This is a genomic window from Pseudomonas sp. TR47, assembly GCF_044143025.1.
GTDB lineage: Bacteria > Pseudomonadota > Gammaproteobacteria > Pseudomonadales > Pseudomonadaceae > Aquipseudomonas > Aquipseudomonas putida_E.
This window is the reverse complement of record NZ_JBHFCS010000002.1, coordinates 298,389-323,735: the sequence shown is the minus strand read 5'-3', so window position 1 is coordinate 323,735 and position 25,347 is coordinate 298,389. Positions and strand designations below refer to the sequence as shown.

Annotated in this window: 16 protein-coding genes and 1 pseudogene; 2 read left to right on the top strand and 15 right to left on the bottom strand. The window is 64.4% G+C overall.

Annotation, left to right across the window (positions count from 1 at the left end):
* Positions 1-26: 26 nt before the first annotated feature.
* The 11 genes and pseudogenes from ACEWE8_RS04005 to ACEWE8_RS03955 form a co-directional block, all read right to left on the bottom strand.
* Positions 27-1,295, bottom strand: a complete 1,269-nt coding sequence (locus ACEWE8_RS04005) for a carbohydrate porin (RefSeq protein ID WP_046785963.1) — start codon at positions 1,293-1,295, stop codon at positions 27-29.
* Between the two features lie 111 nt (positions 1,296-1,406).
* Positions 1,407-3,824: a glucose/quinate/shikimate family membrane-bound PQQ-dependent dehydrogenase gene (locus tag ACEWE8_RS04000; protein ID WP_046785964.1), complete on the bottom strand. Its 2,418-nt coding sequence runs from the start codon at positions 3,822-3,824 to the stop codon at positions 1,407-1,409.
* A 264-nt stretch (positions 3,825-4,088) separates the two neighbouring features.
* Entirely contained in the window at positions 4,089-5,534 is a 1,446-nt protein-coding gene (locus ACEWE8_RS03995) for a curlin (RefSeq protein ID WP_046785965.1), read from the bottom strand.
* A gap of 16 nt (positions 5,535-5,550) precedes the next feature.
* A complete protein-coding gene (locus ACEWE8_RS03990; protein ID WP_046785966.1) occupies positions 5,551-6,021 on the bottom strand; it encodes a curlin in 471 nt (156 codons plus the stop codon).
* Positions 6,022-6,036: 15 nt separating this feature from the next.
* Positions 6,037-8,268 (bottom strand): Ig-like domain-containing protein, encoded by a 2,232-nt coding sequence (locus ACEWE8_RS03985; RefSeq protein WP_046785967.1) that lies wholly within the window; start codon positions 8,266-8,268, stop codon positions 6,037-6,039.
* Positions 8,269-8,300: 32 nt separating this feature from the next.
* Positions 8,301-9,629: a hypothetical protein gene (locus ACEWE8_RS03980; RefSeq protein WP_046785968.1), complete on the bottom strand. Its 1,329-nt coding sequence runs from the start codon at positions 9,627-9,629 to the stop codon at positions 8,301-8,303.
* A 277-nt stretch (positions 9,630-9,906) separates the two neighbouring features.
* Entirely contained in the window at positions 9,907-10,470 is a 564-nt protein-coding gene (mobA, locus tag ACEWE8_RS03975) for a molybdenum cofactor guanylyltransferase MobA (protein WP_052750440.1), read from the bottom strand.
* A gap of 288 nt (positions 10,471-10,758) precedes the next feature.
* Positions 10,759-11,112, bottom strand: a pseudogene (locus ACEWE8_RS03970) (Fic family protein); the annotation flags it as partial.
* An 83-nt stretch (positions 11,113-11,195) separates the two neighbouring features.
* Positions 11,196-11,465 (bottom strand): hypothetical protein, encoded by a 270-nt coding sequence (locus tag ACEWE8_RS03965; protein ID WP_046785970.1) that lies wholly within the window; start codon positions 11,463-11,465, stop codon positions 11,196-11,198.
* Between the two features lie 177 nt (positions 11,466-11,642).
* Entirely contained in the window at positions 11,643-14,768 is a 3,126-nt protein-coding gene (locus ACEWE8_RS03960) for an efflux RND transporter permease subunit (RefSeq protein ID WP_046785971.1), read from the bottom strand.
* A gap of 11 nt (positions 14,769-14,779) precedes the next feature.
* Positions 14,780-15,955: an efflux RND transporter periplasmic adaptor subunit gene (locus tag ACEWE8_RS03955; RefSeq protein WP_046785972.1), complete on the bottom strand. Its 1,176-nt coding sequence runs from the start codon at positions 15,953-15,955 to the stop codon at positions 14,780-14,782.
* A gap of 173 nt (positions 15,956-16,128) precedes the next feature.
* On the opposite strand from ACEWE8_RS03955, the gene ACEWE8_RS03950 reads away from it, so the two are divergent.
* Complete coding sequence (locus ACEWE8_RS03950; protein ID WP_039601547.1) at positions 16,129-16,830, top strand: response regulator transcription factor; 702 nt, start codon at positions 16,129-16,131, stop codon at positions 16,828-16,830.
* 6 nt (positions 16,831-16,836) lie between these two features.
* A complete protein-coding gene (locus tag ACEWE8_RS03945) occupies positions 16,837-18,135 on the top strand; it encodes an ATP-binding protein (RefSeq protein ID WP_046785973.1) in 1,299 nt (432 codons plus the stop codon).
* 45 nt (positions 18,136-18,180) lie between these two features.
* Here ACEWE8_RS03945 and ACEWE8_RS03940 read toward each other — a convergent pair whose 3' ends face one another.
* From ACEWE8_RS03940 to wecB, 4 genes are read right to left on the bottom strand one after another with little or no spacing between them, the layout of a single operon-like run.
* Positions 18,181-19,020 (bottom strand): DUF4434 family protein, encoded by an 840-nt coding sequence (locus ACEWE8_RS03940; protein ID WP_046785974.1) that lies wholly within the window; start codon positions 19,018-19,020, stop codon positions 18,181-18,183.
* Positions 19,020-22,022, bottom strand: a complete 3,003-nt coding sequence (locus tag ACEWE8_RS03935) for a phage receptor (RefSeq protein WP_046785975.1) — start codon at positions 22,020-22,022, stop codon at positions 19,020-19,022. Before ACEWE8_RS03935 ends, ACEWE8_RS03940 begins: the two co-directional genes overlap by 1 nt.
* On the bottom strand, positions 22,019-24,193 hold the full coding sequence (nrfB, locus tag ACEWE8_RS03930) for a cyclic di-3',5'-guanylate-activated glycosyltransferase NrfB (protein WP_046785976.1): 2,175 nt from the start codon (positions 24,191-24,193) through the stop codon (positions 22,019-22,021). The genes ACEWE8_RS03935 and nrfB overlap by 4 nt, the downstream gene beginning before the upstream one ends.
* Positions 24,190-25,344: a non-hydrolyzing UDP-N-acetylglucosamine 2-epimerase gene (gene wecB / locus ACEWE8_RS03925; protein ID WP_395589220.1), complete on the bottom strand. Its 1,155-nt coding sequence runs from the start codon at positions 25,342-25,344 to the stop codon at positions 24,190-24,192. The genes nrfB and wecB overlap by 4 nt, the downstream gene beginning before the upstream one ends.
* Between the last annotated feature and the right edge of the window lie 3 nt (positions 25,345-25,347).

Genomic DNA, 25,347 nt, shown 5'->3' with positions numbered 1-25,347 from the left:
AGGGGCCGCACAGCGGCCCCGGGGGATCAGAAGGTCGCTTTGACCTGTAGCCCCACCACCAGCGCATTGTCGATGTCCTGGCCGGAGAAGGCACCAGGCTCGATGATGTACTGCACATCCGGGCGCAGGTTCAGCCATGGCGTTGCCTGGTAGCCGTAGCTCAGTTCGATCAATTGCTCGGCGCTGTCGATGTCCGGGAACTGCTGCCCGGCATCGAACGCGGCATCTTCCAGCACGTCACGGCTGCGCGGGTTCGGCACGGCGCGGCCATAACCCAGCGCCACGGTGTCACGCGGGCGGCCTTCGAACGGCTTGTACAGCACCACTCCGGCGCCATACCACTTGGTGAACGGCGAGGCTGCTTTGCTCGACGCCGAGTACTGGCCGAAAGCATGCAGGCTGCGGCCCGGCAACCCGGCATCGTTCCACACCGCCTGGTCGATCAGCAGGTAATGGCCGCCACGGCCGGACACTTCGTCGTCACTGCCAATGCGTTTGACGTCGGAGCTGTCGTAGTAGTAGCCCAGCTTGTATTCACCCGGCAATTCACCCTGCAGCTTGTAGATCAGCTCGACCGGCACCACGGTGCCTGTGGTGTGCTTGGGCCCCAGGTGCCAGGCGCGGCTGGAGTTGCCGTTGCTTTCGGGGTCGACGTTGAACGCCGCCACGCGCAACTGCCAAGATGGCGACAGGTCGTACTTCACGCGCACGCCCAGGTGGGCGTTGGGGTAGTTGGCCCAACCGCTGCCACCCGACATGTTCAGCGGGTGACCGCAGAAGCCGGCGTTCATGAAGTTGCACAGGATGCCGCTGTCCAGGCCGCCGAGGTCGTTGCCCATGGCCATGTAGCCGAGCTTGACGTTGAGCGCCGGCGTGAACAGGGTGCGCTCGTAGCTCAGTTCGGTCAGGCGGGTGTACAGGCCGCCGTAGTTTTCCTGGATCGGCAGGCGGTTGCCCACCAGGTCTTCCGAGGCGCTGTTGCCGCGACGGTCGTTGATGGTCAGCTGGACCTTGCCGCCGTTATCCAGGCCATACAGTTTCGACAGGTCGAACTGCACGCCGAACTTGAGGTTCTGCGAATAGCGCGCCGAGCGGTGCAGGCCACCGTGGGCGTTGTACGCGGTCTCACCGCTGTAGTCGCCGGTGACCTTGATGCCGTCTTCTTCAAGCTGGTGGCGCAGGCCGCCCCAGTCACCGGTCATGGTGCTGCGGGTCATGAGGTCGCCGTCGGCCAGGGCGGTGGTGCTGGCCAGGGCCAGCAGAAGGGGGGAGGTGATGCGAATAGCGGATGGCATTGCGGGGTCTCGAATTGATCTTTCAGGGCCTCATCGCCAGCAAGCCGGCCCCCACAAGGTCTTTCAACGAACCTGTGGGGGCCGGCTTGCCGGCGATGAAAGCGACGCGGTTTACGGCAGTGCGTAAGAAATCACGTAGTCGCCACGGTCAGTCGACTGGCGGGCGCCGCCGGCAGTGACTACCACGTACTGCTTGCCAGTCTTGGGCGAGACATAGGTCATCGGGCCACCCTGGCTGCCGACTGGCAGGCGGGCTTTCCAGATCTCGTTACCGTTGCTGCTGTCATAAGCGCGCAGGTAGAAGTCCTGGGTGCCGGCGATGAACACCAGGCCGCCTTGGGTCGACAGCGTGCCGCCCAGGGTTGGCAGGCCGATCTTGATCGGCAGGTGCATGCGGATACCCAGCGGGCCGGTATCTTCGACGGTGCCGACCGGTACCTGCCAGGCCACCTGGCGGGTCTTCATGTCGATGGCGGTCAGGGTGCCGAACGGTGGTGCCTGGCAAGGGATGCCGGCGACCGACAGGAAGCGGTTCTTGTTCACCGCATAAGGGGTGCCTTTGAGCGGTACGGCGCCCATGCCGGTGTTCAGCGCTTCACCACCGCCAGCGGCCTGGCCTTTGTTCTGCGACGGGATCATCTGGATCCACAGGCCCAGGCGCATATCGTTGACGAAGATGAAACCATGGACCGGGTCGGTGGAAATGCTGCCCCAGTTCATGCCACCCAGCGAACCGGGGAAGCTCAGCGACAGGTCGGTGCCCGGTGCGGTGTACAGGCCGTCGTAGCGCATCTTCTTGAAGTCGATACGGCACAGCAGTTGGTCATATGGCGTGGCGCCCCACATGTCCGACTCGGTCAGTGTCTGTGCGCCGATCTGTGGCATGCCCACCGATTTAGGCTGGGTCGGGGAGTACGGCTCGTTCGGGATGTTGCTTGGCTTGACCGGAACTTCGTCAACCTGGGTAAGCGGCTTGCCGGTGGCGCGGTCGAGCACGTAGATCTGCCCGGCCTTGGTGCCGATCACCACCGCAGGTACCGACTTGCCGTCGTCCTTGGTGAAATCGATCAGGCTTGGCTGCATCGGCAGGTCGAAGTCCCACAGGTCGTTGTGCACGGTCTGGAACACCCACTTCTCGTTGCCGGTGGTGGCGTCCAGGGCCAGCACCGAAGCGCCGTAGGTGTGGTCCAGCTTGCTGCGCTCGACACCGTAGATGTCGGTGGACGAGGAGCCCATCGGCAGGAACACGGTGTTCATCGCCGGGTCGTAGGACATCGGCGCCCAGCTGTTCGGGGTGCTGCGCACATAGGTGCTGCCGTCGGCCGGAGCGTTGCGGTCTTGCGGGTTGCCCGGGTCGAACGCCCAGCGCATGGCACCGGTGAACACGTCGAAGCCACGGATCACGCCGCCTGGCATGTCGGTCTGAACGTTGTCGGCGACACGGCCGCCTACCACCACGGTGGTACCGGCCATCAGCGGTGCGGACGACAGCTGGTAGTAGGAGTTTGGCACGTCACCCAGGCCGGCCATCAGGTTGACCTGGCCATTGTTGCCGAAGCCTTGGCAGAACTCACCGGTGTCGGCGTCGACTGCGATCAGCCGGCCGTCGATGGTGTTGGTCAGCAGGCGACGCTGGCAGTTGGCGCCAGCCGGTACGCTACCGACGGTTACCGGCGAGCTGTTTGGCTGAGTTGGCTGGGCCACTGGCGCGGTAGCGTCGAAGTAGGCCATGCCACGGCAACGCTGCCACACTTTGGACTGGGCGTTGATCTCGTTTTTCCACAGCTCTTTGCCGGTGTCGGCATCGAGGGCGATCAGGTTGTTGTGCGGGGTGCAGATGAACACCTTGTTGCCAACCTGCAACGGGGTCAGCTGGTCTTCGGCACCGTTGCCATCGCTGACGGCGACGTCACCGGTACGGTAGGTCCAGGCGACCTTGAGCTTGTCGACGTTGTCGCGGTTGATCTGGTCCAGTGCAGCGAAGCGGCTGCCACCTTCGGTATTGCCATAGTGGGCCCAGTCCTTCTGCTCCTTGCCGGCCTCGACCGGGGTCATGCCCGGGCCTTTGCCGGTAGGCGCGACGCTTGGATGGGCAACGAACATGTTGCCCGCAGCGATCACCAGCACCACGGCTAGCACGCCGGCGATGCCGTAGGCACCACGGCCAGTGCTACCGCCATTGGCACGTACCAGCTGCGGGTAGACGAGCGCCACCACCATGCCGATAGCACCGAACATGAACAGGCGCGAGAACAGCGGCCAGAACACCAGGCCGGCATCGATCAGTGCCCACAGTGCGGTGCCGATCAGGAATGCAGCGTACAGCCAGGCACCGGCTTTCTTGCGTCGGGCAATGAGTACGCCGGCGATGGCCATGGCCAGGCCGCCGATCAGGAAGTACCAGGAGCCGCCAAGGCCCGCGAGCTTGACGCCGCCGGCAGCCAGGAGGAGGCCGAGCAGGGCGATGATCACGCCCAAGCCGACCAGGATGATGTTTGTGGCGCCAGAGGCGCGCGGTGTTTCGTTCATGCCAGGGATCTCAGCAGGTGGAATGTGCGCAGTTTAAGCCCTTAGCAAGCTAATTAACAAGTTGGTACATAATGTTCTGAGTCTGATTGTCGCAGGCTTGAACTTGCTGGGTTGTCGCGAAAAGTCTAGATCAGGCAGCGAAAAGTGCATAAAACGTTGTTGCAGCCGGCAGTCAAAAACATCCGCGCCCCGATAACGTGCGAAGCACAAAAAAAGGAACCGCAACGCCAGGGAGAGAAGCGCTGCGGTTCAAGGGGGAGCTGCTTAGCGCTGGGTGGCGGTGGCCGTGTTGCCGTTGCCCATCTGGGTGATGGTGGCGGCCTGGTTGGCCCCGCTCTGGTCGACGAACGCCATGTTGCCGGCGCCGCCCTGGGTCACGTAGGCGACGTTGGCGGTATCGGCCTGCTTGATGGTGGCGCTGTTGCCACTGCCGTACAGCTGGGTGGTGAAGCTCTGGTTGGCGTAGCCGGACTGGTCCAGGGTGATGGTGTTGCCGGTGCCGGTGGTGTCGCCGGTGGCATAGTTGTCGATGCCGCGCTGGTCAGCGATCAGGATGTTGTCGGTGCCGTTCTGCTCGAAGTACAGCTCGTTGTTGCTGTCGGCCTGCTTGGTTTCCATCGAGTTGTTGGTGCCTTTCTGGCCCAGGGTGGCCAGTTGCAAGGTACCGTTCTGGGTCAGGTTGACGCTGTTTTCCGTGCCTCTCTGGTTGATTACGGCGGTTTGGTCGCTGCCGAACTGCCCGCCAAGTTTCTCGCCTTTCCAGTTGCTGGCCATGACCTTGTTACCGGTACCTTGAGTGGTCACGGTCAGGCTCTGGTTGTCGCCGGTCTGGTAGGTGAAGTGCAGGTTGCTGGTGCCGGTCTGGGAGATGCTGGTGGTCGAGTTGGTGGTCTCGAACTGATCGGACCAGCTGGCGTTGGACTTGCCTTGTTGATACAGGCTGGCAGTGTTGTCCTGGCCCAGGCTCTGGTCGATGTAGCCTTCGTTGAGCTGGCCATTCTGGTTGACGGTGGCCTGGCTGCCGACTTGAGTGTCCTGCCAGACTTCCACCGAGTTGCCCGTGCCGTTCTGATCGATGCCTATGAGGCCGCCGGTGCCGTCGCGCTGGTCGCCATAGGCCCAGTTCTGCTTGCCTTGCTGGTAGATCTCGATATTGCCGTCGTTGTGCGTCAGGTGTTCGGCAGCGGCATAGTTGTCCTGGCCGTCCTGGTTCACCAGGCTCTTGTTGTTGCTGCCCCCGAACAGCTGTTCGACGAAGGCTTCGTTGCGCTGGCCGCTCTGCTGGGTGGTGGCCTGGCTGCCCAGCTGGGTATCCTGCCACACGGTCGAGCGGTTCTCGGCGCCTTGTTGCATCTGCAGCGCCTGGTTGTTTTCACCCAACGACTGGCTGGCGAAGGCGTCGTTGTAGGTGCCTTCGGCTTGCTGGGTGATCTGGCTGCCATTTTCGACCAACTGCTCGGCGTAGCCGGCGTTGTACGAGCCACTGGCGGTCTGGTCGATGTAGCTGGTGCTGGTGTCCTGCACCGCCAGGTGGTTGTGGCCCTTGCCGGTCTGGTTCTGGGTGGCGGCGGCGAAGGGCGCGACGGTCTGGCTGACTTCGGCGATGTTCTGGTTGCCGGTCTGCGACTGGGTCGAGGTGCTGTCGTCCGCCATGACCTGGCCGGCCACGGCCAGGAGGATAGCGGCACTTAGGGGAGCGAGCTTGAACATGGTGGTGCCTCCAGGTCTATCGGTATTGAGTGATCTGAACATGCTGGCCATTGCCGGCCTGGGTCACGGAACTGTTCAGGCCCGAGCCGGCCTGCACGATGCTGGCGCTGTTGTCGTTGCCGATCTGCTCGATGCTGGCGTTGTTGCTGGTGCCGCTCTGGCGGATCGACGCGCTGTTGCCATTTCCCTGTTGGCTGATGCTGGCCATCAGGTCACTACCTTCTTGCAGGATGTACGCTTCCTGTGCGCCCCCGGCCTGGACGATGCGGCCCAGCAGGGCCTGGCCGTTCTGGTCGAGGGCGGCGCGGTTGCCCGAACCCAGTTGCTCGATCACCGCCACCTGGCCGGCACCTGCCGGTAACAGGCGGATGATCACCGGGTCACCGAGGTCGCTGCCGGCGGCAAGGTCGGCGTTGTCCATCAGGTCGTCGGCCTGAGCCTGGCCAGCCAGGGCCAGGCTCAGCAGCAGTGGGTGAAGGCGTTTCATGACGTTCTCCTGGCCTTAGCGCACAACGACGTTGATGGTGCGTGTGGTGCCTTGGCTGCTGGTTACGGTTGCCGTAGGCGCGGCAGTCGGGATCATCGTGGTGCTGTTGCCCACTGCCAGGCGCCAGCGTCCGGTTATCGGTACCGTGACGGTGCCGAGGGTCTGCTCACCCGTGGTGGTGGTCACGCGCACGGTAACGGTGTTGCCGGTGGTGACCGACGAGGTGCCGCTGATGTCCCAGTTGAAACGGTTATTGGAGCGCGCCGTGACCGTTGCCGCGGTGACCGCAAAGGTTTCTGCGGCCGGGCGTGGCGACACGTTGACGGTGACGGTGCCGGGGTTGGAAAGCGAACCGAGCGAGTCACGCACCTGGAAGGTGAAGGTGGTGCTGAACGCTGTGGTGACCGTCGCCGGTGGCGTGTAGGTCACCGTGCTGCCGTCGGTGCTGACCGTACCGCGGCCGGCAGCGGGTTGCGTGACGTTGTCGACCACCAGTGGTGCGTTGCCTTCCGGGTCGGCGGCGCCTGCCAGTACGTTGATGCTCAGGGGTACGCCCAGTGTCGCGACGGTCTGGGCAGCCACGGTTGGCGGCTGGTTCGGCGCAACGTTCACGGTCACGGTGGCCGGTGTGGACTTCAGGCCCTTGGCGTCCACCGCCTGATAGCTGAAGGTGGCGACCAGGGGTTGTGTGGCGCCGGCGGGCGGGGTGTAGGTGACCGACGTGGTGCCGTTTAGCACAACACCGCCAAGGCCGGTACCCGGTTGGGTCAGGTCGCTGATGGTCAGCGGTACGTCACCGTCCGGATCGCTGTCGTTCTGCAACAGGTTGAGGGTCAGCGGTACACCGACGCTGGTACTGCCGGAATCGGCCTGGGCCAGCGGCGCCTGGTTTTCGGCTTCGATCGGTGCGTTGCCGACCACGATCACCGGCTCCTCATCGCTGCCGCCATGGGCGGACTTGATGGTGACAGTGGCTGGCGGCTGGCTGAGGTCGTTGACGGTCAGGCTCTGCAGGGTGCCGGATTTGGACAGGCGGCCGTAGCCTTGGGCAACCAGGTCGGGGACTACCACCTCGTCGCTGGAGCGTGCTTCGATCACCAGGCGCTTGTTGGTCCAGTCGTAGCGGGCAGTGTCCACTTTCACCACATCTGTCAGCTTGCTCGACAGTGAAGTAGGGCGGGTGCCGCCGGTAGCCGTGCTGCCGGTGACCACCACTACCGGCGGCGGCGCGGTCTGGCTCAACTGCTGGGTGAAGAACAGCCCGTTGTTATCCGCAAGCAGGCTGAACTGGCAGGGCGAGGGTGGAGTCCCGACCAGGGCCAGGCCATTGCGCATGCATACATCAGCATCGTTCGGCGCCTTGGCGAAGACTTCGACCCGGGTGCCGGCGCCGTTGCGCGAGTAGGTGGCGCGCTCCAGGGTTACCGGCGTTTGCGCACGCTGGTCAAGCACCTTGCCCGACACCGTGAACACATTGGTCTGGATGGCCCCGGCTGGCCCTTCGATGCGCACGAAGTTGGTATTGAACGGGCTACCGGTCACCGCTTCGGTGAGGTTCGGGTCGCCGATGAAGGTTTCGCTGGCTCCCGTGTCCGGGTTGACTTCGGTATAGGGGCCGCCGACCCCGCGCAGCCACGGCCCGATGTTGCCGTTGAGCGCTCCGCTGAAGTCGCCCGGGGCGCCGATGCCGATGTCGCGGGTGATGTTGATCGCCCGCCGACCGGCTGCGGTCACGTTGACCGTTTCTACACCGTAAGGGTGGGTGATGACATAGGTGCCGGTCGTCGGTACCGAGGCGCGGATACGGATGCGGGCAAAGCTTTGCTGGTCACCGTCTACCGGGTTTTCCGCGGCGAAAGCGGCTTCTATGCCTGCTACGTAGACTTCCAGTTCATAACCACTGTTGCCCACCTGCGGGATCGAGGTTTCAGCCAGGAACCAGAACATCTCTGGCGGCCAGTTGTCTGGGAACACCAACGGTAAGGCGTCGTCATAGACACCCGGCTCAGGCAGCAGGGTGCACATGTAAGCCGGTGCGCCCGGCGCACCAGGGAACCGGGTGCTGGTAGCGCGCGACTGGCACAGCTCCAGGGACAGGTTGTCGGTGTCCTTGTACCACATCGGGTATCCACCGGTGGCAAAGGTGTAGGGGCCCGGATCGACCTCCGACAGTGCGGCCCAGGCCGCGCTGGTCACAGTGAGGGAGAAACCGGCGGCCAACAGCGCACGGCGTTGCCAAGTGTTCATGCTGCCTCCTTGAAGGCGGAGCCTTTGTCTGTTCATGGCACCAGCACCACGTCTTCGCTGTCGCTACCGCCATTGGCACTGGTGACCTGCACCTTGGCCGGCGGGATGGGTGACAGGGAGGTGCTCAACGTCTTCACTGCACCGCCGCCAGCCAGGTCACCGATCAGCGCGCCGTTGCCGGTGTGGACGGTGAGGACCGGTGGGCTGGTCTCGTCACTGGTACTTGCCACCAGGGTCAACTGGCCGCTGGCCAGGCTGAATTCGGCACGGGTGATGGTCACCAGGTCGGTCAACGGCAGGTTGACGGTGGCCAGGCTGCTGGTGGGGATCGCCACACTGTTGTCAGCGGTCAATGTCAACGAGGCCGGCAACAGCGGGTTGAGGACTGACTGGGCATACCAGGCGCCGGTACTGTTGGCTTCGGTCAGGCTCAGGTTTGGCGTCTGGCTGGTCAGGGTGACGGTGGCCGGAGGCGGCGGGGCCATCACGAAGACGTCCTGCTGGGCACGCAGGTCGCCGTCCTCGGTGTGCCGCGAATAGGTACTGCGCAGTGGCATCAACGGGGTTGGCCGGGCAACGTCGGAGAGCTTGCCGGAGATCGAGAACAGCTCGGTGCGCAGGTCGATGCCACCGGGGCCCTCGATACGCACGTAGTTGGTGTTGTACGGGCTGCCGGTGACAGGCTCTTCCAGGTTCGGGTCGCCGATGAAGCGCTCGCTGCCCTCGGTGTAGGGGCCGTTGACGCTGCGCAGGAACGGCCCCACGTCACCTTTGAGCGCGCCGCTGAAGTCACCGGCGCCGGCGATGCCGATGTCGCGGGTCATGTTGATCGCCCGATCACCGGCGGCGGGCACGTCGAACACGTCGACGCCGTAGGGGTGCGTGACGATGTAGGTGCCGGCGGTCGGCACATCGACGCGGATACGGACCCGGGCGAAGCTGACCTGATCGCCTTCGACGGGCTCCTCAGCGGCGAACGCCGCTTCGATGGCCGTGCCGTAACTCAGGTCGATGCCGCGGGCGGCATCGACGATGGCGGCGTCGGCGGTGAACCAGAAGGCTTCGTCAGGGAAGTTGCTGGGGAAAACGATGGGTTGTGTGTCGTCGAATACGCCAGGCGTGGGCAGCAGCGTACACATGTACGCCGGTGCCCCCGGGGCGCCAGCAACACGTGAGCTGACGGTTTTGGTCAGGCACAGGTCAAGGGTTCGCCCGTGCGTGTCCTGGTACCAGGCGGCGAAGTTGCCATTGGCGGGGTCATAGGGACCGGTGTCGACGGCATACAGCGCTGCCTGGGCCGGGAGCTGGAGCATGCTGGCGAAAATCGCCACGGCCAGCGGTGTGGGTATCGGTCGGTGCATGAGTCATTCCTCCTGCAAACGGGCCCATGGACTTGGGGCGTCTGGGAGGACATCGGCAACTGTCGTGCCAAGTGCGTGAGAGTGGGCTGCAGCGCAAGTAACACAAGGGGTCTAGTGCAGCGCGAGGCGCCTGGAGGTGCGAGGTGGGTTGGGTGCTGTTCCCCAGGGTTGGGGGCGACGGGGCTGCTTGGCCTGGAAGATTTGGGTTGAATGAGGCGTGTATGCAGTGTAGAGAGCAATCAGGTCGCTTGCGCATCGCCGGCTCAAGCGGCCTGACTTAGTCCTGCAGTAGATCTGGGCTGTTGAAATTGCTCAAGCGTGGGTCACCTTCGGGGCATTCCAGGGCCTGGACCGGCGCCTGCAACAGGGCCTTCTGCAAGCTCCGCTCCCCAGCCGCCCAGGCCTGCTCCAGCAGCGGCAGCAGCCTGCGCGGCAGCACGCTGAACATCGGCTGCCAATACCCACCCTGACGCACCATGGCCGCACTGTCATTGGCCACTGCCAACTGCAGCAAATCCTCGATCAACCCTCGCTCAATCAGTGGCGCATCACAAGCCAGCACCACTACCCATTCATGCCTCGCCGCTGCCAGCCCGGCGATCACCCCGGCCATTGGCCCAGGGAAGTCTGCCACGGCGTCGCACACCAGTTGATCGGCAAACGGCCGATAAAGGTCCTGGTTGCGATTGCAGGAGATCACCACATCGTCACTCAGTGCCCGCACCACTTGCTGTACATGCGCCACAAGCGGTTCGTCTCGCCATCGCACCAGCCCTTTGTCACGACCGCCCATGCGCTGGCCGCGACCGCCGGCGAGGATCAGGATAGATAGGAGAGGCATCGGTACCGCTCGATAAGCTGTGTATAGCTTCTGCACCTCGGGATCATCCAGGCTTTCGTACCTGATGTTTTCCGTGTCCAGGCCATCAAGTCCTTTGATTGTGCCAAGGATTTCTGGCCACTGGCTTCTGTCTGAAACCTCTATCACGAAGGGTTTCAAGCAATGGTCGAGATGGCCTTTGGACGGTTGGTTGATCTCAGCGCTCAAGGCGGCCAGGTATTGCTCTTTGGTCGTTCGAGACCAATCAATGGCGAACCCGGCCCTGTGGCAAAGCTCCATGAACACCAGCAGGATGGCCCGACCATTACCATCCAGAAAAGGGTGGGCATCGGCGAGCAAGCCAAGCACTTCCCCGGGTTGCTGTCTGAACCGCTCGCTATCCTGACCGAGTCTCAAGGCGTGGGAGGCCCAATGCCTGATCTGATCAGGAGGGCAAAACGCTGTGTGGCGTGGGTCGGAATCGGTTCCCTTGAATACCGCGAGCCTGGGCGCAACTTCGGCGCGGTCCCTGCCGGCCCACGGATAGAAGTCGCAGAACAGCAGTGCATGCAGTTCAAGCAGGGTTTCATAGGTAATGCGCGTGGGCGCAGCGAGCAGGGCAATGGCCTCCTCGAGGCTAGCCTCGAAGGCCAGATGCTCCATTTTCTTGATTTGTTCGGGGTCTTTGAACTTGAAAGCATTACGCAGGTAGCCTGCGGATTCATAGTCATCAAAGGGGTCGAAAATCATGCGCTGAGGTTACGTCCGCTGCCAGAACACGATTGTTCGCGCAGGTAACCGGCTTCCAGCTGCAGAATCTGCTGTTTGGTCAAAATGCCTTGCTTCTTGAGGGAGACGAGCATTCTTTCGATGGTATCGAGCGCAACGACATCGCCAGAGAGCCGGGTAACCGTGCTAGCCAAGTCGCTGAAGCGATCCTTGTCGCCAGTCACGCCATGCTGCTTTGCGAGTTCCTGGATTTGGCTTCTGATACTGATATCGTGAGCTTGTTTCATTTCAGGTCCTCCACCGATGCAAGCGATGCAAGCAATATTAACATAGCGACTTTCAAGCGCATGGGGTGCTTCATTGCAGCGTGCCGTTTAACACCGACGGGTCTGCGAGCCGCGGATAGTACTAGGTCTGGCCTGACATTGTTGCCAGTCCTGCAGGCCAGACCTCGCGGGGTTTTATCACACGACTACATGTTTAGCGTCGACCGCGTCCCGCTTGTGACGGCGCTGCGCCAAACGCATCACCACCACAAAAAATACCGGCACGAACACCACCGCCAATGTAGCGCTGAGCATCCCGCCGATCACCCCGGTGCCGATCGCCTGCTGGCTCGCCGAGCTGGCGCCGGTGGCGATGGCCAGTGGCACCACGCCGAGGATGAATGCCAGCGAGGTCATCACGATCGGCCGCAGGCGCAGGCGGGCGGCCTGCACGGCGGCGTCGACGGCATCCACGCCCTGGTCCACCAGGCTTTTGGCGAATTCGATGATGAGGATGGCGTTCTTCGCCGACAAGCCGATCAGGGTGATCAGGCCGACCTTGAAGAACACATCGTTGGGCATGCCGCGCAGGGTCACTGCCAGCACTGCGCCAAGCACGCCGAGCGGTACCACCAGCAGCACTGCAGTGGGGATCGACCAGCTTTCGTACAGCGCCGCCAGGCACAGGAACACTACCAGCAGAGACAGCGCCATCAACAGCGGTGCCTGGCTGCCGGACAGGCGTTCCTGCAGCGACAGGCCGGTCCATTCCAGGCCGGCCCCGGCCGGCAATTGCGCGACCAGACGCTCGACTTCGGCCATGGCCTCGCCCGAGCTATAGCCGGCCGCCGGCTCACCAGAAATCGACACGGCCGGGTAGCCGTTGTAGCGGGTCAGTTGCACCGGGCCACTGACCCATTTGGCCTGTACGAAGGCGCCTAATGGCACCATCTTGCCGCTGCTGTTGCGCACGTGGATCTTCAGCAGGTCCTCGACCTGGCTGCGCTGGTCGCCTTCGGCCTGCACCACCACCCGCTGCATGCGGCCCTGGTTGGGGAAGTCGTTGACGTAGTTGGAGCCCACGGCGGTGTCCAGCACCGCGCCAATGTCGGTGAACGATATGCCCAATGCATTGGCTTGGCGGCGGTCGATTTCCAGCTGTACCTGCGGGCTTTCGGCCAGCGAAGCTTCGCGCACGTTCACCAAGACCTTGCTTTTCCCGGCGCCGGCCAGCAGTTCGTCACGCGCCGCCATCAGCGCGGCATGGCCCATGCCACCGCGGTCCTGCAGGCGGAACTCGAAACCGGTGGACTCCCCCAGCCCGTCGATGGGCGGCGGCAGCACAGAGAACGCTACCGCATCGCGGATCCGGGAAAATGCGGCGCTGGCGCGGTCGGCAATCGACTGGGCGCTGTCGTCGGCGCCACGCTCGGACCAGTCCTTCAGGGTGGTGAAGGTCAGCGCCGCATTCTGCCCGCTGCCGGAGAAGCTGAAACCGAGGATCACCGTGGTGTTGCCCACCCCGGGCTCCTGGGCATTGTGCGCCTCGATCTGTGCTGCTACCTGCTCGGTACGCATGCGGCTGGCACCTGGTGGCAGCTGGATGTCGGTGATGGTGTAGCCCTGGTCTTCAGTGGGCAGGAACGCCGTGGGCAACTGGCTGAAGCCGTAGCCGAGCACCGCCAGCAGCACGCCATACACCAGCAGGTAGCGGCCGCTGCGCTTGAGGGCCTGCACCACCCAGCGCTCATAGCCGTTGCTCATGCGTTCGAAACTGCGGTTGAACCAGCCGAAGAAACCCTTGCGTTCGTGGTGTTCGCCCTTGGCCAGCGGCTTGAGCAGGGTGGCGCACAGGGCAGGGGTCAGGCTCAGGGCCAGAAACGCCGAGAACAGGATCGAAACCGCCATAGACAGCGAGAACTGCTGGTAGATCACCCCGACAGAGCCTTTCATGAAGGCCATGGGCAGGAACACCGCCACCAGCACCAGGGTGATACCGATGATGGCGCCGCTGATCTGGCCCATCGCCTTGCGCGTTGCTTCCTTCGGCGGCAAGCCTTCCTCGGCCATGATCCGCTCGACGTTCTCCACCACCACGATGGCATCGTCGACCAGGATGCCGATGGCCAGGACCATGCCGAACAGTGTCAGCACGTTGACCGAGAAGCCCAGCGCCAGCATCACGGCGAAGGTACCCATCAGCGCCACCGGCACCACCAGGGTCGGGATCAGCGTATAGCGCAGGTTCTGCAGGAACAGGAACATCACGGCGAACACCAGCAGCATGGCTTCGAACAGGGTGCTGATGACCTGCTGGATGGAGACCTTGACGAACGGTGATGTGTCATAGGGGATGTCGTACTTGACTCCCTCCGGGAAATAAACCGACAGCTCCTGCATCTTCGCCCGTACCAGGGTGGCGGTTTCCATGGCGTTGGCGCCCGGCGCCAGCTGCACGCTGAAGGCGCTGGCCGGCTTGCCGTTCAGGCGTGTGCCGTACTGGTATTCCTGGGCGCCGATCTCGACCCGCGCCACATCGCCGATGGTCACCGTCGAGCCGTCGGGGTTGGCCCGCAGCACAATGGCGGCAAATTCTTCCGGGGTGCTCAGCTGGCCCTTGACCACCACATTGGCGGTGATTTCCTGGGTGCTGCGGGCAGGCAGGTCGCCAATGCTGCCGGGCGCCACCTGGGCGTTCTGTGCGGCGATGGCGTTGGCCACATCGTTGGGCGTGAGGCTGAAACCGATCAGCTTGCCCGGGTCGATCCAGATCCGCATGGCACGCTCGGAACCGTACAGCTGGGCTTTGCCGACGCCCTTGAGGCGGCGGATTTCGTTCATCACGTTGCGGGCAAGGATGTCCGACAGGGCGGTTTCATCGAGGCTGCCGTCTTCAGAGGTCAGGGTGCCGAGCAGCAGAAAACCGGTGGACACTTTTTCCACTTGCAGGCCCTGCTGGGTCACCGGGCGCGGCAAGCGCGACTCGACCACCTTGAGGCGGTTCTGCACGTCGACCTGGGCCAGGTCCGGGTGGGTCCCCGGCTCGAAGGTGGCGGTAATGGTGGCGCTGCCCAGGCTGCTCTGCGACTCGAAGTACAGCAGGTTGTCGGCGCCGTTGAGCTCCTGCTCGATCAGGCTGACCACGCTCTCGTCCATGGTGGCTGCGGACGCCCCCGGGTACACGGCATAGATTTCCACCTGCGGCGGGGCTACGTTGGGGTACTGGGCCACCGGCAGTTGCGGGATGGCCAGGGCGCCGGCCAGCAGGATGAACAGCGCGACCACCCAGGCGAATACCGGGCGGTCGATGAAGAATTGCGGCATGGGTCAGGCCCTCACTGGCCGTTGTGCTGGGCGATGGGTTGGCTGCCCTGGGCAGTGTCGACCTGGACCTGGTCACCGGCCTTGACGTGTTGCAGGCCCTCGATGACCACACGCTCGCCGGCGGCCAGGCCTTCACTGACGATCCAGCGGTCGCTTTGGGCGTTGCCCAGTACCACCTGGCGCTCGCTGATGCGTGCCTGCGCGTCGACCACCAGCACTTTCGGCACCCCGGCGCTGTCACGCAGGATGGCGCGCTGCGGCACGCTGATGCCTTTGGGCTGTACGGCCTGCTCCAGGCGCACGCGCACGTAGCTGCCGGGCAGCAGGTCCAGGTCAGGGTTGGGGAACTCGCTGCGCAGGGTGATCTGGTTGGTGCTTGGGTCCACGCTGATGTCCGAGAACAGCAGTTTGCCGGGCAACGGGTAGGCACTGCCGTCATCCTGGATCAACGTGGCGCTTGCCTCCCCATTGCCTGCCTGCTGCAACTCGCCAGCACGCAGCGCACGGCGCAGGGTGTTGAGCTCGCGGGTCGACTGGGTGACGTCGGCGTGGATCGGGTCCAGCTGCTGGATGGTCGCCAGTGGCGTGGTCTCGTTCTGCCCCACCAGCGCGCCTTCGGTGACCAGGGCGCGGCCGATGCGCCCGGAGATCGGTGCGGTAACCGTGGCGTAGCCCAGGTTCAGGCGCGCCCGTTCAAGCGCTGCCTTGGCAGCGGCCACTTCGGCGTCGGCCTGAAGGAACGCCGCGCGGGCATTGTCGTACTCCTGGCGGCTGACGGCCTTGTCGTCGACCAGTTCGCGGTAGCGCTGCTCCTGCAAGCGGGCCTGGTACAGGTTGGCCTGGGCCTTGGCCAGTGTGGCGCGGGCGCTATCGTGGTCGGCCTTGAACGGTGCCGGGTCGATCAGGAACAGCACGTCGCCTTGCTTGACGTCGCTGCCTTCGCGGTAGACCCGCTTGAGCACCACGCCCGCCACCCGCGCGCGCACCTCTGCGGTACGCGGGGCGAGAAGGCGCCCGCTGAGTTCCGTGCTGATGGCCAGGGGCTGGAGCTGCAGGGTTTCTACCCGGACCTGGGGTACGGGGGGCTTGGCGTCCTGCTCTTCGGTGTCGTTGCAGCCGGCTACGGACAGTGCCAGAAGCGCCACGAGCGCCACGGGGCGCAGGCGATGGATAAGGATGATAGGCATACGGATCTTCCGATGATGACCGGCCGTATGCTAAGGCAGGCAGGGCACGGGTGCCTGTTAATACCTGTAGGACGTGTGTGAAAAAGTGTGAAGAAAAATCCTGCACAGGTGGGGATTCTATATTCTTGCCGCTACATGCCTGTATTGGCCTCCCTCAGCTCGTACCAAGCCCTATGCCAAACATTCTTCTGGTAGAAGACGACAGCGCCCTGTCTGAATTGATTGCCAGCTATCTGCAACGCAACGACTTCCATGTGCGGGTGATCGCCCGGGGCGACCATGTGCTGGACGCGTTCCGGCAAGACAAACCCGACCTGGTCATCCTTGACCTGATGCTACCGGGTATCGACGGCCTGCAGGTGTGCCGCCTGCTGCGCCAGGAATCCCAAAGCCTGCCGATCCTGATGCTGACGGCCCGCGACGACAGCCACGACCAGGTACTGGGACTGGAGATGGGCGCCGACGACTACGTCACCAAGCCGTGTGAGCCGCGGGTGCTGCTGGCGCGGGTGCGAACCTTGCTGCGCCGCAGCAGCGTCCATGAGCCGCGGCTGGACAGTGAGCAGATCCTGATCGGTGGCTTGCGCATCGACCTGGCCGAGCGCCTGGTCTGTTGGCGCGGCGAAGAGGTGGAACTGTCCAGCGGTGAATACAACCTGCTGGTGGTGCTGGCGCGCAACGCCGGGGAAGTGCTGAGCCGTGACCGCATCCTTCAGCAACTGCGCGGTATCGAGTTCAACGGCACCGACCGCTCGGTGGATGTGGCTATTTCCAAGCTGCGGCGCAAATTCGATGACAGTGCCGGCGAAGCGCGCAAGATCAAGACCGTGTGGGGCAAGGGTTACCTGTTCAGCCGCGTCGAATGGGAGTGCTGAAGCGATATGCTGAAGATTCTGGTGCGCCTTTACCTGGTGATCATCGTCGCCTACGCCGGTGCGCTGCTGTTGATTCCTGACGCCATCGTCGGCCTGTTCCATGACCGCTTCGTGGCCTACAACCTGGACCAGGCCAAAGGCGTGCAGTCACTGATCGTGCGCCAGTTCCGCCAGGCCCCGCGCGAGCAATGGCCTGCGGTGGAACAGGAGCTGGCCGAGGCGTTCGCGCCGCTGCAGGTGACCCTGTTGCGTACCGATCAGGCCAGCTTGAGCGCGCCGGAGCAGGCGCGTCTGGCGCATGGCCTGTACGCAGTGCGCATCGGCGAGTGGGGCTATTACGAAACGGTGCTGGCGCCGCTGGAAGAGGGCTGGCTGGTGAGCCTGCACTCGCCACCGGACCCGCTGGACATCAACGTGCTGTCCTGGGGCGTGACTGTGCTGATCGGCGCCGCCATGCTTGGCTGCCTGCTGTTGTGGGTGTGGCCGCACTGGCGCGACCTTGAGCGGCTCAAGGAAACGGCCAGGCGTCTGGGCCAGGGGCAGATGGCCGAGCGTACGCACATTTCCCCGCATTCGAACATCGGTGAACTGGCCGGTGTATTCGACACCATGGCCGGCGACCTGGAGCGCCACGTCAATCAGCAGCGTGAGCTGCTCAACGCCGTGTCCCATGAGTTGCGCACGCCGCTCACTCGCCTGGACTTCGGCCTGGTGCTGTTGTTCGACGAAGTGCCGCCCACCAGCCGCAAGCGCCTGCTGGAACTGGTCGGGCACGTGCGCGAGCTGGACGAACTGGTGCTCGAACTGCTGTCCTACAGCCGGCTGTACAACGCCGACCAAGCCCGTGAGCGGGTCGAGGTGTCGTTGCTTGAGCTGGTCGACAGTGTGCTCGGCGGCTTTGCCGAAGAGCTCGACAGCCGTGGCATTGAGTGGGAGGTACGCGCCGAAGGTTCTCTGCCGCGCTTCGTGCTTGACCCGCGCCTGACGGCCCGCGCGGTGCAGAACCTGGTGCGCAATGGCATGCGCTATTGCGATCAGAGCCTGCTGCTGCGTTTGCGTCTGGAAGAGAGCGGTGCTTGCCTGTTGACGGTAGAGGATGACGGTATCGGCATTCCGGTCGAAGAGCGTGAGCGCATCTTCCAGCCGTTCTACCGCTTGGACCGCAGCCGTGATCGCAATACCGGCGGGTTCGGCCTGGGGTTGGCGATCAGCCGGCGAGCCATCGAGGGGCAGGGTGGCTCGCTGACGGTGGCGCAGTCAGCCCTGGGTGGTGCACAGTTCATGATTCGCTTGCCAGCAGGTTAGTCCATGGCACCGGCTTCGCCGGCGATGAGGCCGGTGCAGACAGTATCAATTCTGCGTCAGAACACCCCGCGCCCAGGGCCGGTAGCGCAGGGCAAACACCGCCTCGGCATGGCATCCGCCGGTCAGCTTCGGTTGCGCAGCCTGCGCCTTGAAAGCCTGCCCCGGCCCACTCACCTGGCGAAATGCTTCACGCACCACGCCCACGCGGCAAGGCAAGGCCTGTTCATAGCTTTGGCGCACCAGCGCCGGCAGCCGCCCGGTGCCAGCGCCGTCCTGCCACCAGACGCTCACGCCCAGGCCTGCGAGCTGGTCCAGCCAGGCGCCGTTGACCCGCGGCGCCAGCTTGCCGGCACTGAAGGCACTGATGTGTAGCGGTTTGTCCAACTGCCGGCTGAACGCCTGCAACTGGCTGTACAGCGCCTGACGACGGGCCGTGTCGCGAAAGTGCAGGTCGTCCAGCTCCATCGGCAGGTACCAGCCAGCCACCTCTATTTGCCAGTGCTGGCGCACCTGCCGGTACTGGCTCAGGGACCTGCCCAGCTGGGCTTTCCAGTAGCTGCTCAGCCCATCACCGTCGAGTGCTTCGATGCGCTGATAATAGGCCGGGTCCATGTACAGCCCGAGCACCAGCTGCAGGCCTTGGGCATGCGCCTCGCGCAAGCTGTTGGCCAGCCAGCCTTGGGCACCCCCGAAATCGCTGTCGCCATAGGCGCTCCACTGCACGATCACGGTCTTGCCGCCCTGGGCCACGGTGGCACGCCACAGTTGCTGCCATTGGGCGGGGCTGACGCTGGCGTCGCGGTTCAGCGGTTGATAGAACAGGTGCTGGTCGGCCACGGCCGGCAGGCTCAACGCAAACAGGCAGATGGCCAGAAAGGTACGCATCAGAAGTTCATCTCCGCGCCGACCAGCACACCATTGGCGCGCTGGTAAAGGTTGCCACCCAACGACTGCTGATACTCGGCGCGTACTTTCAGCGAGCCGCGGTAGGCGTTGTAGCGGTCATCGTCGAACCACCATTGCCAGCGCACGCCCACGCCGGCGCGGGCATCCTGGCGCCAGTCGTTGCTGGGGTCCTGGCTGGAAAACTCGAGGAAGCCATAGGGCATCAGGGTTTGCGGCGAAGTGCCGGGCAATTTCCAGGCATGGCCCTGCTGGTAACGGGACAGCCAGGCATGGTCGCCGGCACGGGTCCACCAGGCCGCGTCGAGGTAGAGGAAGCGCTCGTTCCAGTCGTCCTCGTCTACCCGCCAGTCGTTGCGCCAGTCGCCTTGGTCGAGAAACGAGGCAGTGGCGCGCAGCAGCAGGTCGTTGCTCGACTCGGCGTTGTGGCGCAGGTCACCCCAGTTTCCACCGACCTTGGCCGGGCTGAGCAGCTCACCCAGGCTCAGGCCGCTGTAGTGCTCGGTGTCGATCTGCCGTTGGTGGTAGAGCTCGGCGTACAGGTTGAGGTTGGCCTGGCCTATCGGTTTGTAACGCAGGCCGACACCGGTGCCCATGCTTTGCGCGTAGTCGCTACGGCTTTGCCCGCCGAACAGCACGCGGCCGTACACCGACAGCGTGCTGCCATTGCGGCTGGGCTCTTCGCCCAAGGCATGGTCCCACATGGCCAGTTGCACGTTCTGCGACTGTGCCCGGCGCGAGCTGCCGCTGCGCACGCCGTCGTCGAGGAACCTGTCGTTGGTCGAGATGCCGGCTGGCGACCAGGTGCTGGCCAGTGTCACGGTGTCACGCCGCGCCAAGGTTTCGTGGGCGCGCCGCTGGCGGTATTTACGGGCATCGAGGCTGCCGTATTCATCATCGCCGTCGACAAGGTCCTGCTCCACATCGATCACCCGGCGCAGCTCGCGGCGCGCCGAGGCACTGTTTTCGGTTTCGTCGTAGCGCACGGCCAGGGTTTCGCCGAGGCGGTAGTCCTCGGGGAAATCGCGGGTGGCGCGCTGCAGATACGGGATCGCCTGGCGGCGGTCGGTCTTGTCTGGCGAGCTGGCCAGGCGCATGCCGTAGTCGGCGCGATAGCGTGGCTGGTCGGGGGCCAGGCGCACCGCTTCGGCCAGCCAGGCAGTGCTCTGGGCGCTGTCGCCGGCCTGTTGTGCGGTGTTGGCGGCTGCGTAGTAGTGGTCGGCGCGCGGGTTGTGTGCCAGTGCCTGGCGCTGAAAGCCAAGGGCGGCCTGCAGGTCACCCTGGCGCTGGGCGATGGCGGCGCCCAGTGCCCAGTCATCAGCGCGGGTGTGCGCAGCGGCGTCCCAGTAGCGGCGGGCGGCTTGCGGGTCGCCCGCGTTCAGCGCGCCGGCGGCGGCGGTCAGGCGGGCGTTGTCGTTCCAGGCGCTGTCCGGCAGGCTGCGCCAGATTGACAGGGCTGCTGTGGAGTCGCCGGCAGCCTCCAGGGCATAGGCCAGTGGCAGGCGGTTGCCACTGTCGCCCAGGCGCTCGGCGGCCTGGTAATAGACCACCGCTTCACCCGGCTGTTCAGGCATGGCGCAGCGCCCCAGTGCACGGTATTGCCCGGCTTCGCTGGGGCTTGCCGGTACGGCCTGGCGCACGGTGTCGCATTGCCCGGCCTCGGCCAAGCGGCCGAGCAGTTGGGCACGGCTATTGGCATCCACCTGGGGGATCAGGCTGAGCATTCTGCGGCTGTCCAGCTGGCCGTCCTGGCGAGCATAAAGATTGCCCAGGCGCTGCAGCAGTGAGGGTGTCAGCCGTCCCTGGCGCCGGTCGTAGGCCTGTTCCAACAAGGCTCGGGCGCGCTCGTCGTGGCCTTGGCGCACCAGCAGGAAGGTCGCTTGCTCAAGCGCGGCCAGCTCGCCCGTGCGCCGGTAACGTTGCTCCCACTCGGCGGCGGTGCGCGGTTGTGGCGGCGCTGCCGGGTCGCCGTAAAGGCGCTGCTTGAGTATTGCGTAGGCGCGTGGCTCGGCGCCTGCAGAGCAGTCCTTTAACTGTTCTCGGGCAATGTTCGGGTCGTGCCGTGAAAGCCAGTCGACCGTTTCCAGGCAGGGCCGCTGCAGCTCGTTGCTCAGGCGCCTGAGCAGCGGCGCATCGTTGCCTTCGCGGGCCAGCTCCCAGAGCTGCTGGCGCTGTTCGGGCTGTTGCAACTGCTCGGTGGGCAGCATTTGCAGCCAGCGCTGGGCCTGCTTGCTGTAGCCCATTGCGATGGCGCGGTTGGCCATGGCCAGCCGGGTCTGGGTGGCCATCTCGGGGGAAGGCGCGCTTTGCAGCAATCGGGTCAGGCCTTTTTCATCGACCTGCTGGACGTAGGCGTTGGCCAGGCGCTGCCAGGCATCCACCGGCAATTGCCCCTTGTCGGCCAGAGGCTGCAGCTGATCGATGGTGGCGTTCCAGTTGCGCAGTTGCTCGGCGAAATTGGCCCTGGCCAGGCGCAGCACCTGGCCATCGCCGCGTGGTGGCAATTGGTTCAGCCAGTCCAGGGCCCTGCCGGCGCCGCCGAATTTGGCCAGGCTCAGGCTGTAGGCCTGCCACAGGCGTAACCGGTGTGCGCCGTCAGCTGTGGCCAACCAGCCCTCCACCTGGCTGGCCGCGGGTGGGTCCTGCTCGATCCAGATCAGGCGCAGTTCAAGCAGGGCGTCGGCATGCTCCGTGCCGCTGCCAAGCTGCTCGGCCAGTGCTTCTGCTTCCTTGTAGCGGCGCTGGTGGGCCAGGGCCTCGACCAGCAGCGCGCGCGCTTCGTCGTTGTTCGGCACCCGCCCGAGTACATGGCGGGTCAGGCGCTCGACTTCGGCCCAATTGTCCTTTTTTGCTTCGCGGTAACCGCGCTCCATGAACGGGTAGCTGGTGAACCGCTGGAAATCGGTCATGGGCGCGGCCAGGGCAGGCAGGGCGGTGGTGCACAACAACAGGCCGGTGAGTGTGAGGGTAACGCGCGGCTTCATGCCACCTCCCTGATCAGGTCAAAGGCGGCCTGCTGTTCGCTGGCCTGTTCTTCGAGCGCCTGTTGCAACACGAGCTCGGTGATGATGCCGCGCGCGATCAGGTGTTCGCCAAGGCTCTGCCGCTCGGGATCAAAATCGATCAGGGCCTGGTTGAACAGGGTCACCGGTACCATGCCGCGCACCTGCAGCAACGCACCGAGCATGACCTGGTGGATACTCACCTGCTCGATCAGTTCGGCGTTGTCCTGGTGCCGTTCGAGCACGTCGAGCATCTGCCGGGTCTGGTCTGTCTGCCAGGGGCTGGGGTAGTGGTAGCGCAGGCCCAGGGTTACCCGGCCTTGGGGGGCCAGGCGGCAGCTGACCGGGCGTTTGAGCTGGCGGCTGATCACCCCCAGCGAGACCTGGCTGACCGGGCTCTCGCTGGCCAGCACCAGCGTATTGCCGTCTTCGGCCACCGGCAGCACGCCGTAGTGCGTAGCCAGCCGGCGCGGCAGCAGGGCGATCAGTTGCGGGTCGAGTTTGAACGGGTTGAGCGGTGCCCATGGCAGGTCGAGTTGCTCGGCCAGGGTCTGCACCAGCTGTTCGCTGGTCAGCCAGCCACGCAGCAGCAGCTCGCGGCCCAGGCGCCGCCGCACCGGGCTGGTGATGGCCTGCTCGAGCTGCGCTTCGCTGATGTAGCCTTTGGCGACAAGGCGGTGGCCCAGCGGAGTGCGGGCCGGTGAGGCGATGGCGGGGAACTCGTGGGTGGTCTTGTCCCAGGCCACCCGGCGTGAATCGCCCATCTCCATCACTTGGCGCAGGGCGCGCAGGTTGGCAAAGAAGTTGACGAAGTTGCTCCACATCATCCGGGGGGCCGACAGCAGCCCCTCGCCGATGCCGTAATAGCGGGTGACGAACCAGCCGCGCTGGAACAGGCGGTTGATCAGCATCAGGCCGTTTAGCCAGAGCAGTGTGGTCAGCAGCTGGCTGTCGCTGAGGATCGACATGAAGCGCCAGGACTGCGGCGCAATCACCGTAACCAGCCACATGGCCAGCAGCACCAGCAGCAACAGGTTGACCAAAAAACCCAGCAGGTAGGCGAACAGGCCCCGGCGGTCCCGCCAGAGGAAGTAGTTGAGCGCACCTGTTCGGCTCCAGCCCAGGTTGCTGGTGCCCTGGAACACGATGCCGACGATCCACCGGGACTTTTGCCTGATGGCATGCTGCCAGTCACGCGGGAAGTGCTCGCGCACGCAGATCACCTGGGCGAACTCGCGGCTCATGCCGGGGCGCCACTCGTGCTTGAGGGCCAGTGCAGGGTCGGTGACCGAGTAGCGGGCAAAAATGCACTTCATGCCCTTTTGCTTCAGGCGAAAGCCGATGTCGTAATCCTCGGTCAGGCTCTGCACGTCGAAGGCGATGCCGTCACCGTCTTCGAGCAGGGCGCTGATGGCGCGGCGGCTGAAACAGGTGCCGACACCGGCACTGGGCACTTGGCCGGTCAGCGCTTCGCGGACGATGACGTCCTTGCCGTGGTTCTCGGCGAACTCGTCCACGTAGTGCCCGGCGGTGAAGCCTTTCCACTCCGGCGCATAGGGGTACACCGGGATCTGGATCATGTCCTTGGCGGGCAGCAGGTAGTTGAACAGCCTCAGCTCCATGGGCGAGATAACGTCCTCGGCGTCATGCAGGATGAAGCCTGCGAACTCGATACGTGCGTCGTCCTGGAAGCGCAGGATGGCATCGATGATGTTGTTCAGGCAGTCAGCCTTGCTGGTGGGGCCGGGGCGGGCGCAGACCACCTTGTGCACGTTGGGGTAGTGCAGGCACACGGCATCGACGTCGGCCTGGGTTTGCGGGTCGTTGGGGTAGGTGCCGACAAAGATCTGGTAGTTTTCGTAGTCGATGGTCGAGGCCGCCAGGCGCGCCATTTCACCCACCACGCCCACTTCGTTCCAGGCCGGGACCATGATCGCCAGGGGTTTTTCCGGCACCTCGAACAGGCGCTTCTCGTCGGCCCTGGCGTACTTGTCATAGATGCGCAAATGACGGAACAGCTTGCGGCACCAGTAGCACAGGTCGATGAACAGGTCGTCCAGGCCGAGCAGGAACATCAGTGCGGCGAGGATGATCGCCAGGATCTTGAGGCCAAACAGTACGTAAGTAACGAAATCGATGAAAGCCAGGCTCATGCGTCATCCCGTTTGGTTACGCTTTCCTCGAACCAGCGGCTCAGGCGCTCGGCGATGATTTCGCTGGCGTGGCCGTCACCAAAGGGGGTGAATACGCGGGCCATGCGCGCGTAGGCCTGGCCATCGTCCAGCAATTGGCTGGTTTCCTTGACGATGCGCTCGGTCTGCGTGCCGACCAGCTTCACCGTGCCGCCTTCGAGCACCGACGGCCGTTCGGTGACCTTGCGCAGCACCAGCACCGGCTTGCCCAGTGCCGGGGCTTCTTCCTGGATGCCACCGGAGTCGGTGAGGATGATGTGGGCGCGGTTCATCAGCCATACGAAGTGCTGATAGTCCTGCGGGGCTACGAGGTGGATGTTGTCACGCCCCGAGAGCAGGCCGTAGACCGCTTTCTGCACTTGCGGGTTGAGGTGAACGGGGTAGACGAACTGCACATCGGGGTAGCGCAGTGCCAGTTCGGCCAGGGCCAGGCAGATACGTTCGAAACCGGCGCCGAAGTTTTCCCGACGATGGCCGGTGATCAGCACCATGCGCTGATCGTCGTGCAGTTTGTGCAGGGGGGAGTCGGCGGCGGGCTGCCACGCGGTTTCCATCAGGTATTCGCGCATCCACAGCAGGGCGTCGATGACGGTGTTGCCGGTGACCTCGATCTGTTCCAGCGGCACGCCTTCGCGCAGCAGGTTGTCGCGGGCCTTGGTGGTGGGGGCAAAGTGCAGGTCGGCGATCACCCCGGTCAGGCGCCGGTTGGCTTCCTCAGGCCAGGGTTGCTGCAGGTTGCCGGTGCGCAGCCCGGCCTCGACGTGGCCGATGGGGATGTGCCGGTGGAAGGCGGCAAGGCCGGCGATGACTCTGGTGGTGGTGTCGCCGTGGACCAGCACGATCTCTGGCCTGACCCGTTCATAGGCCTTGTCGATCGAGTCCAGCAGGTCACGGGCAAGGCCGTTCAGGGTCTGATTCTGGGTCATTACCTTCAGGTCCTGATCGACGCTCAGGCCAAAGGCGGTCAGCACTTGTTCAAGCATCTCGCGGTGCTGGCCGGTGGAACAGATGTGCAGGTCGATATCGGGCCACTCACGCAGGACCCTGGCCAGTGGGGCCATCTTGATCGCTTCTGGGCGGGTACCGAATACCATCATGACGGTGTTGGCCATCGT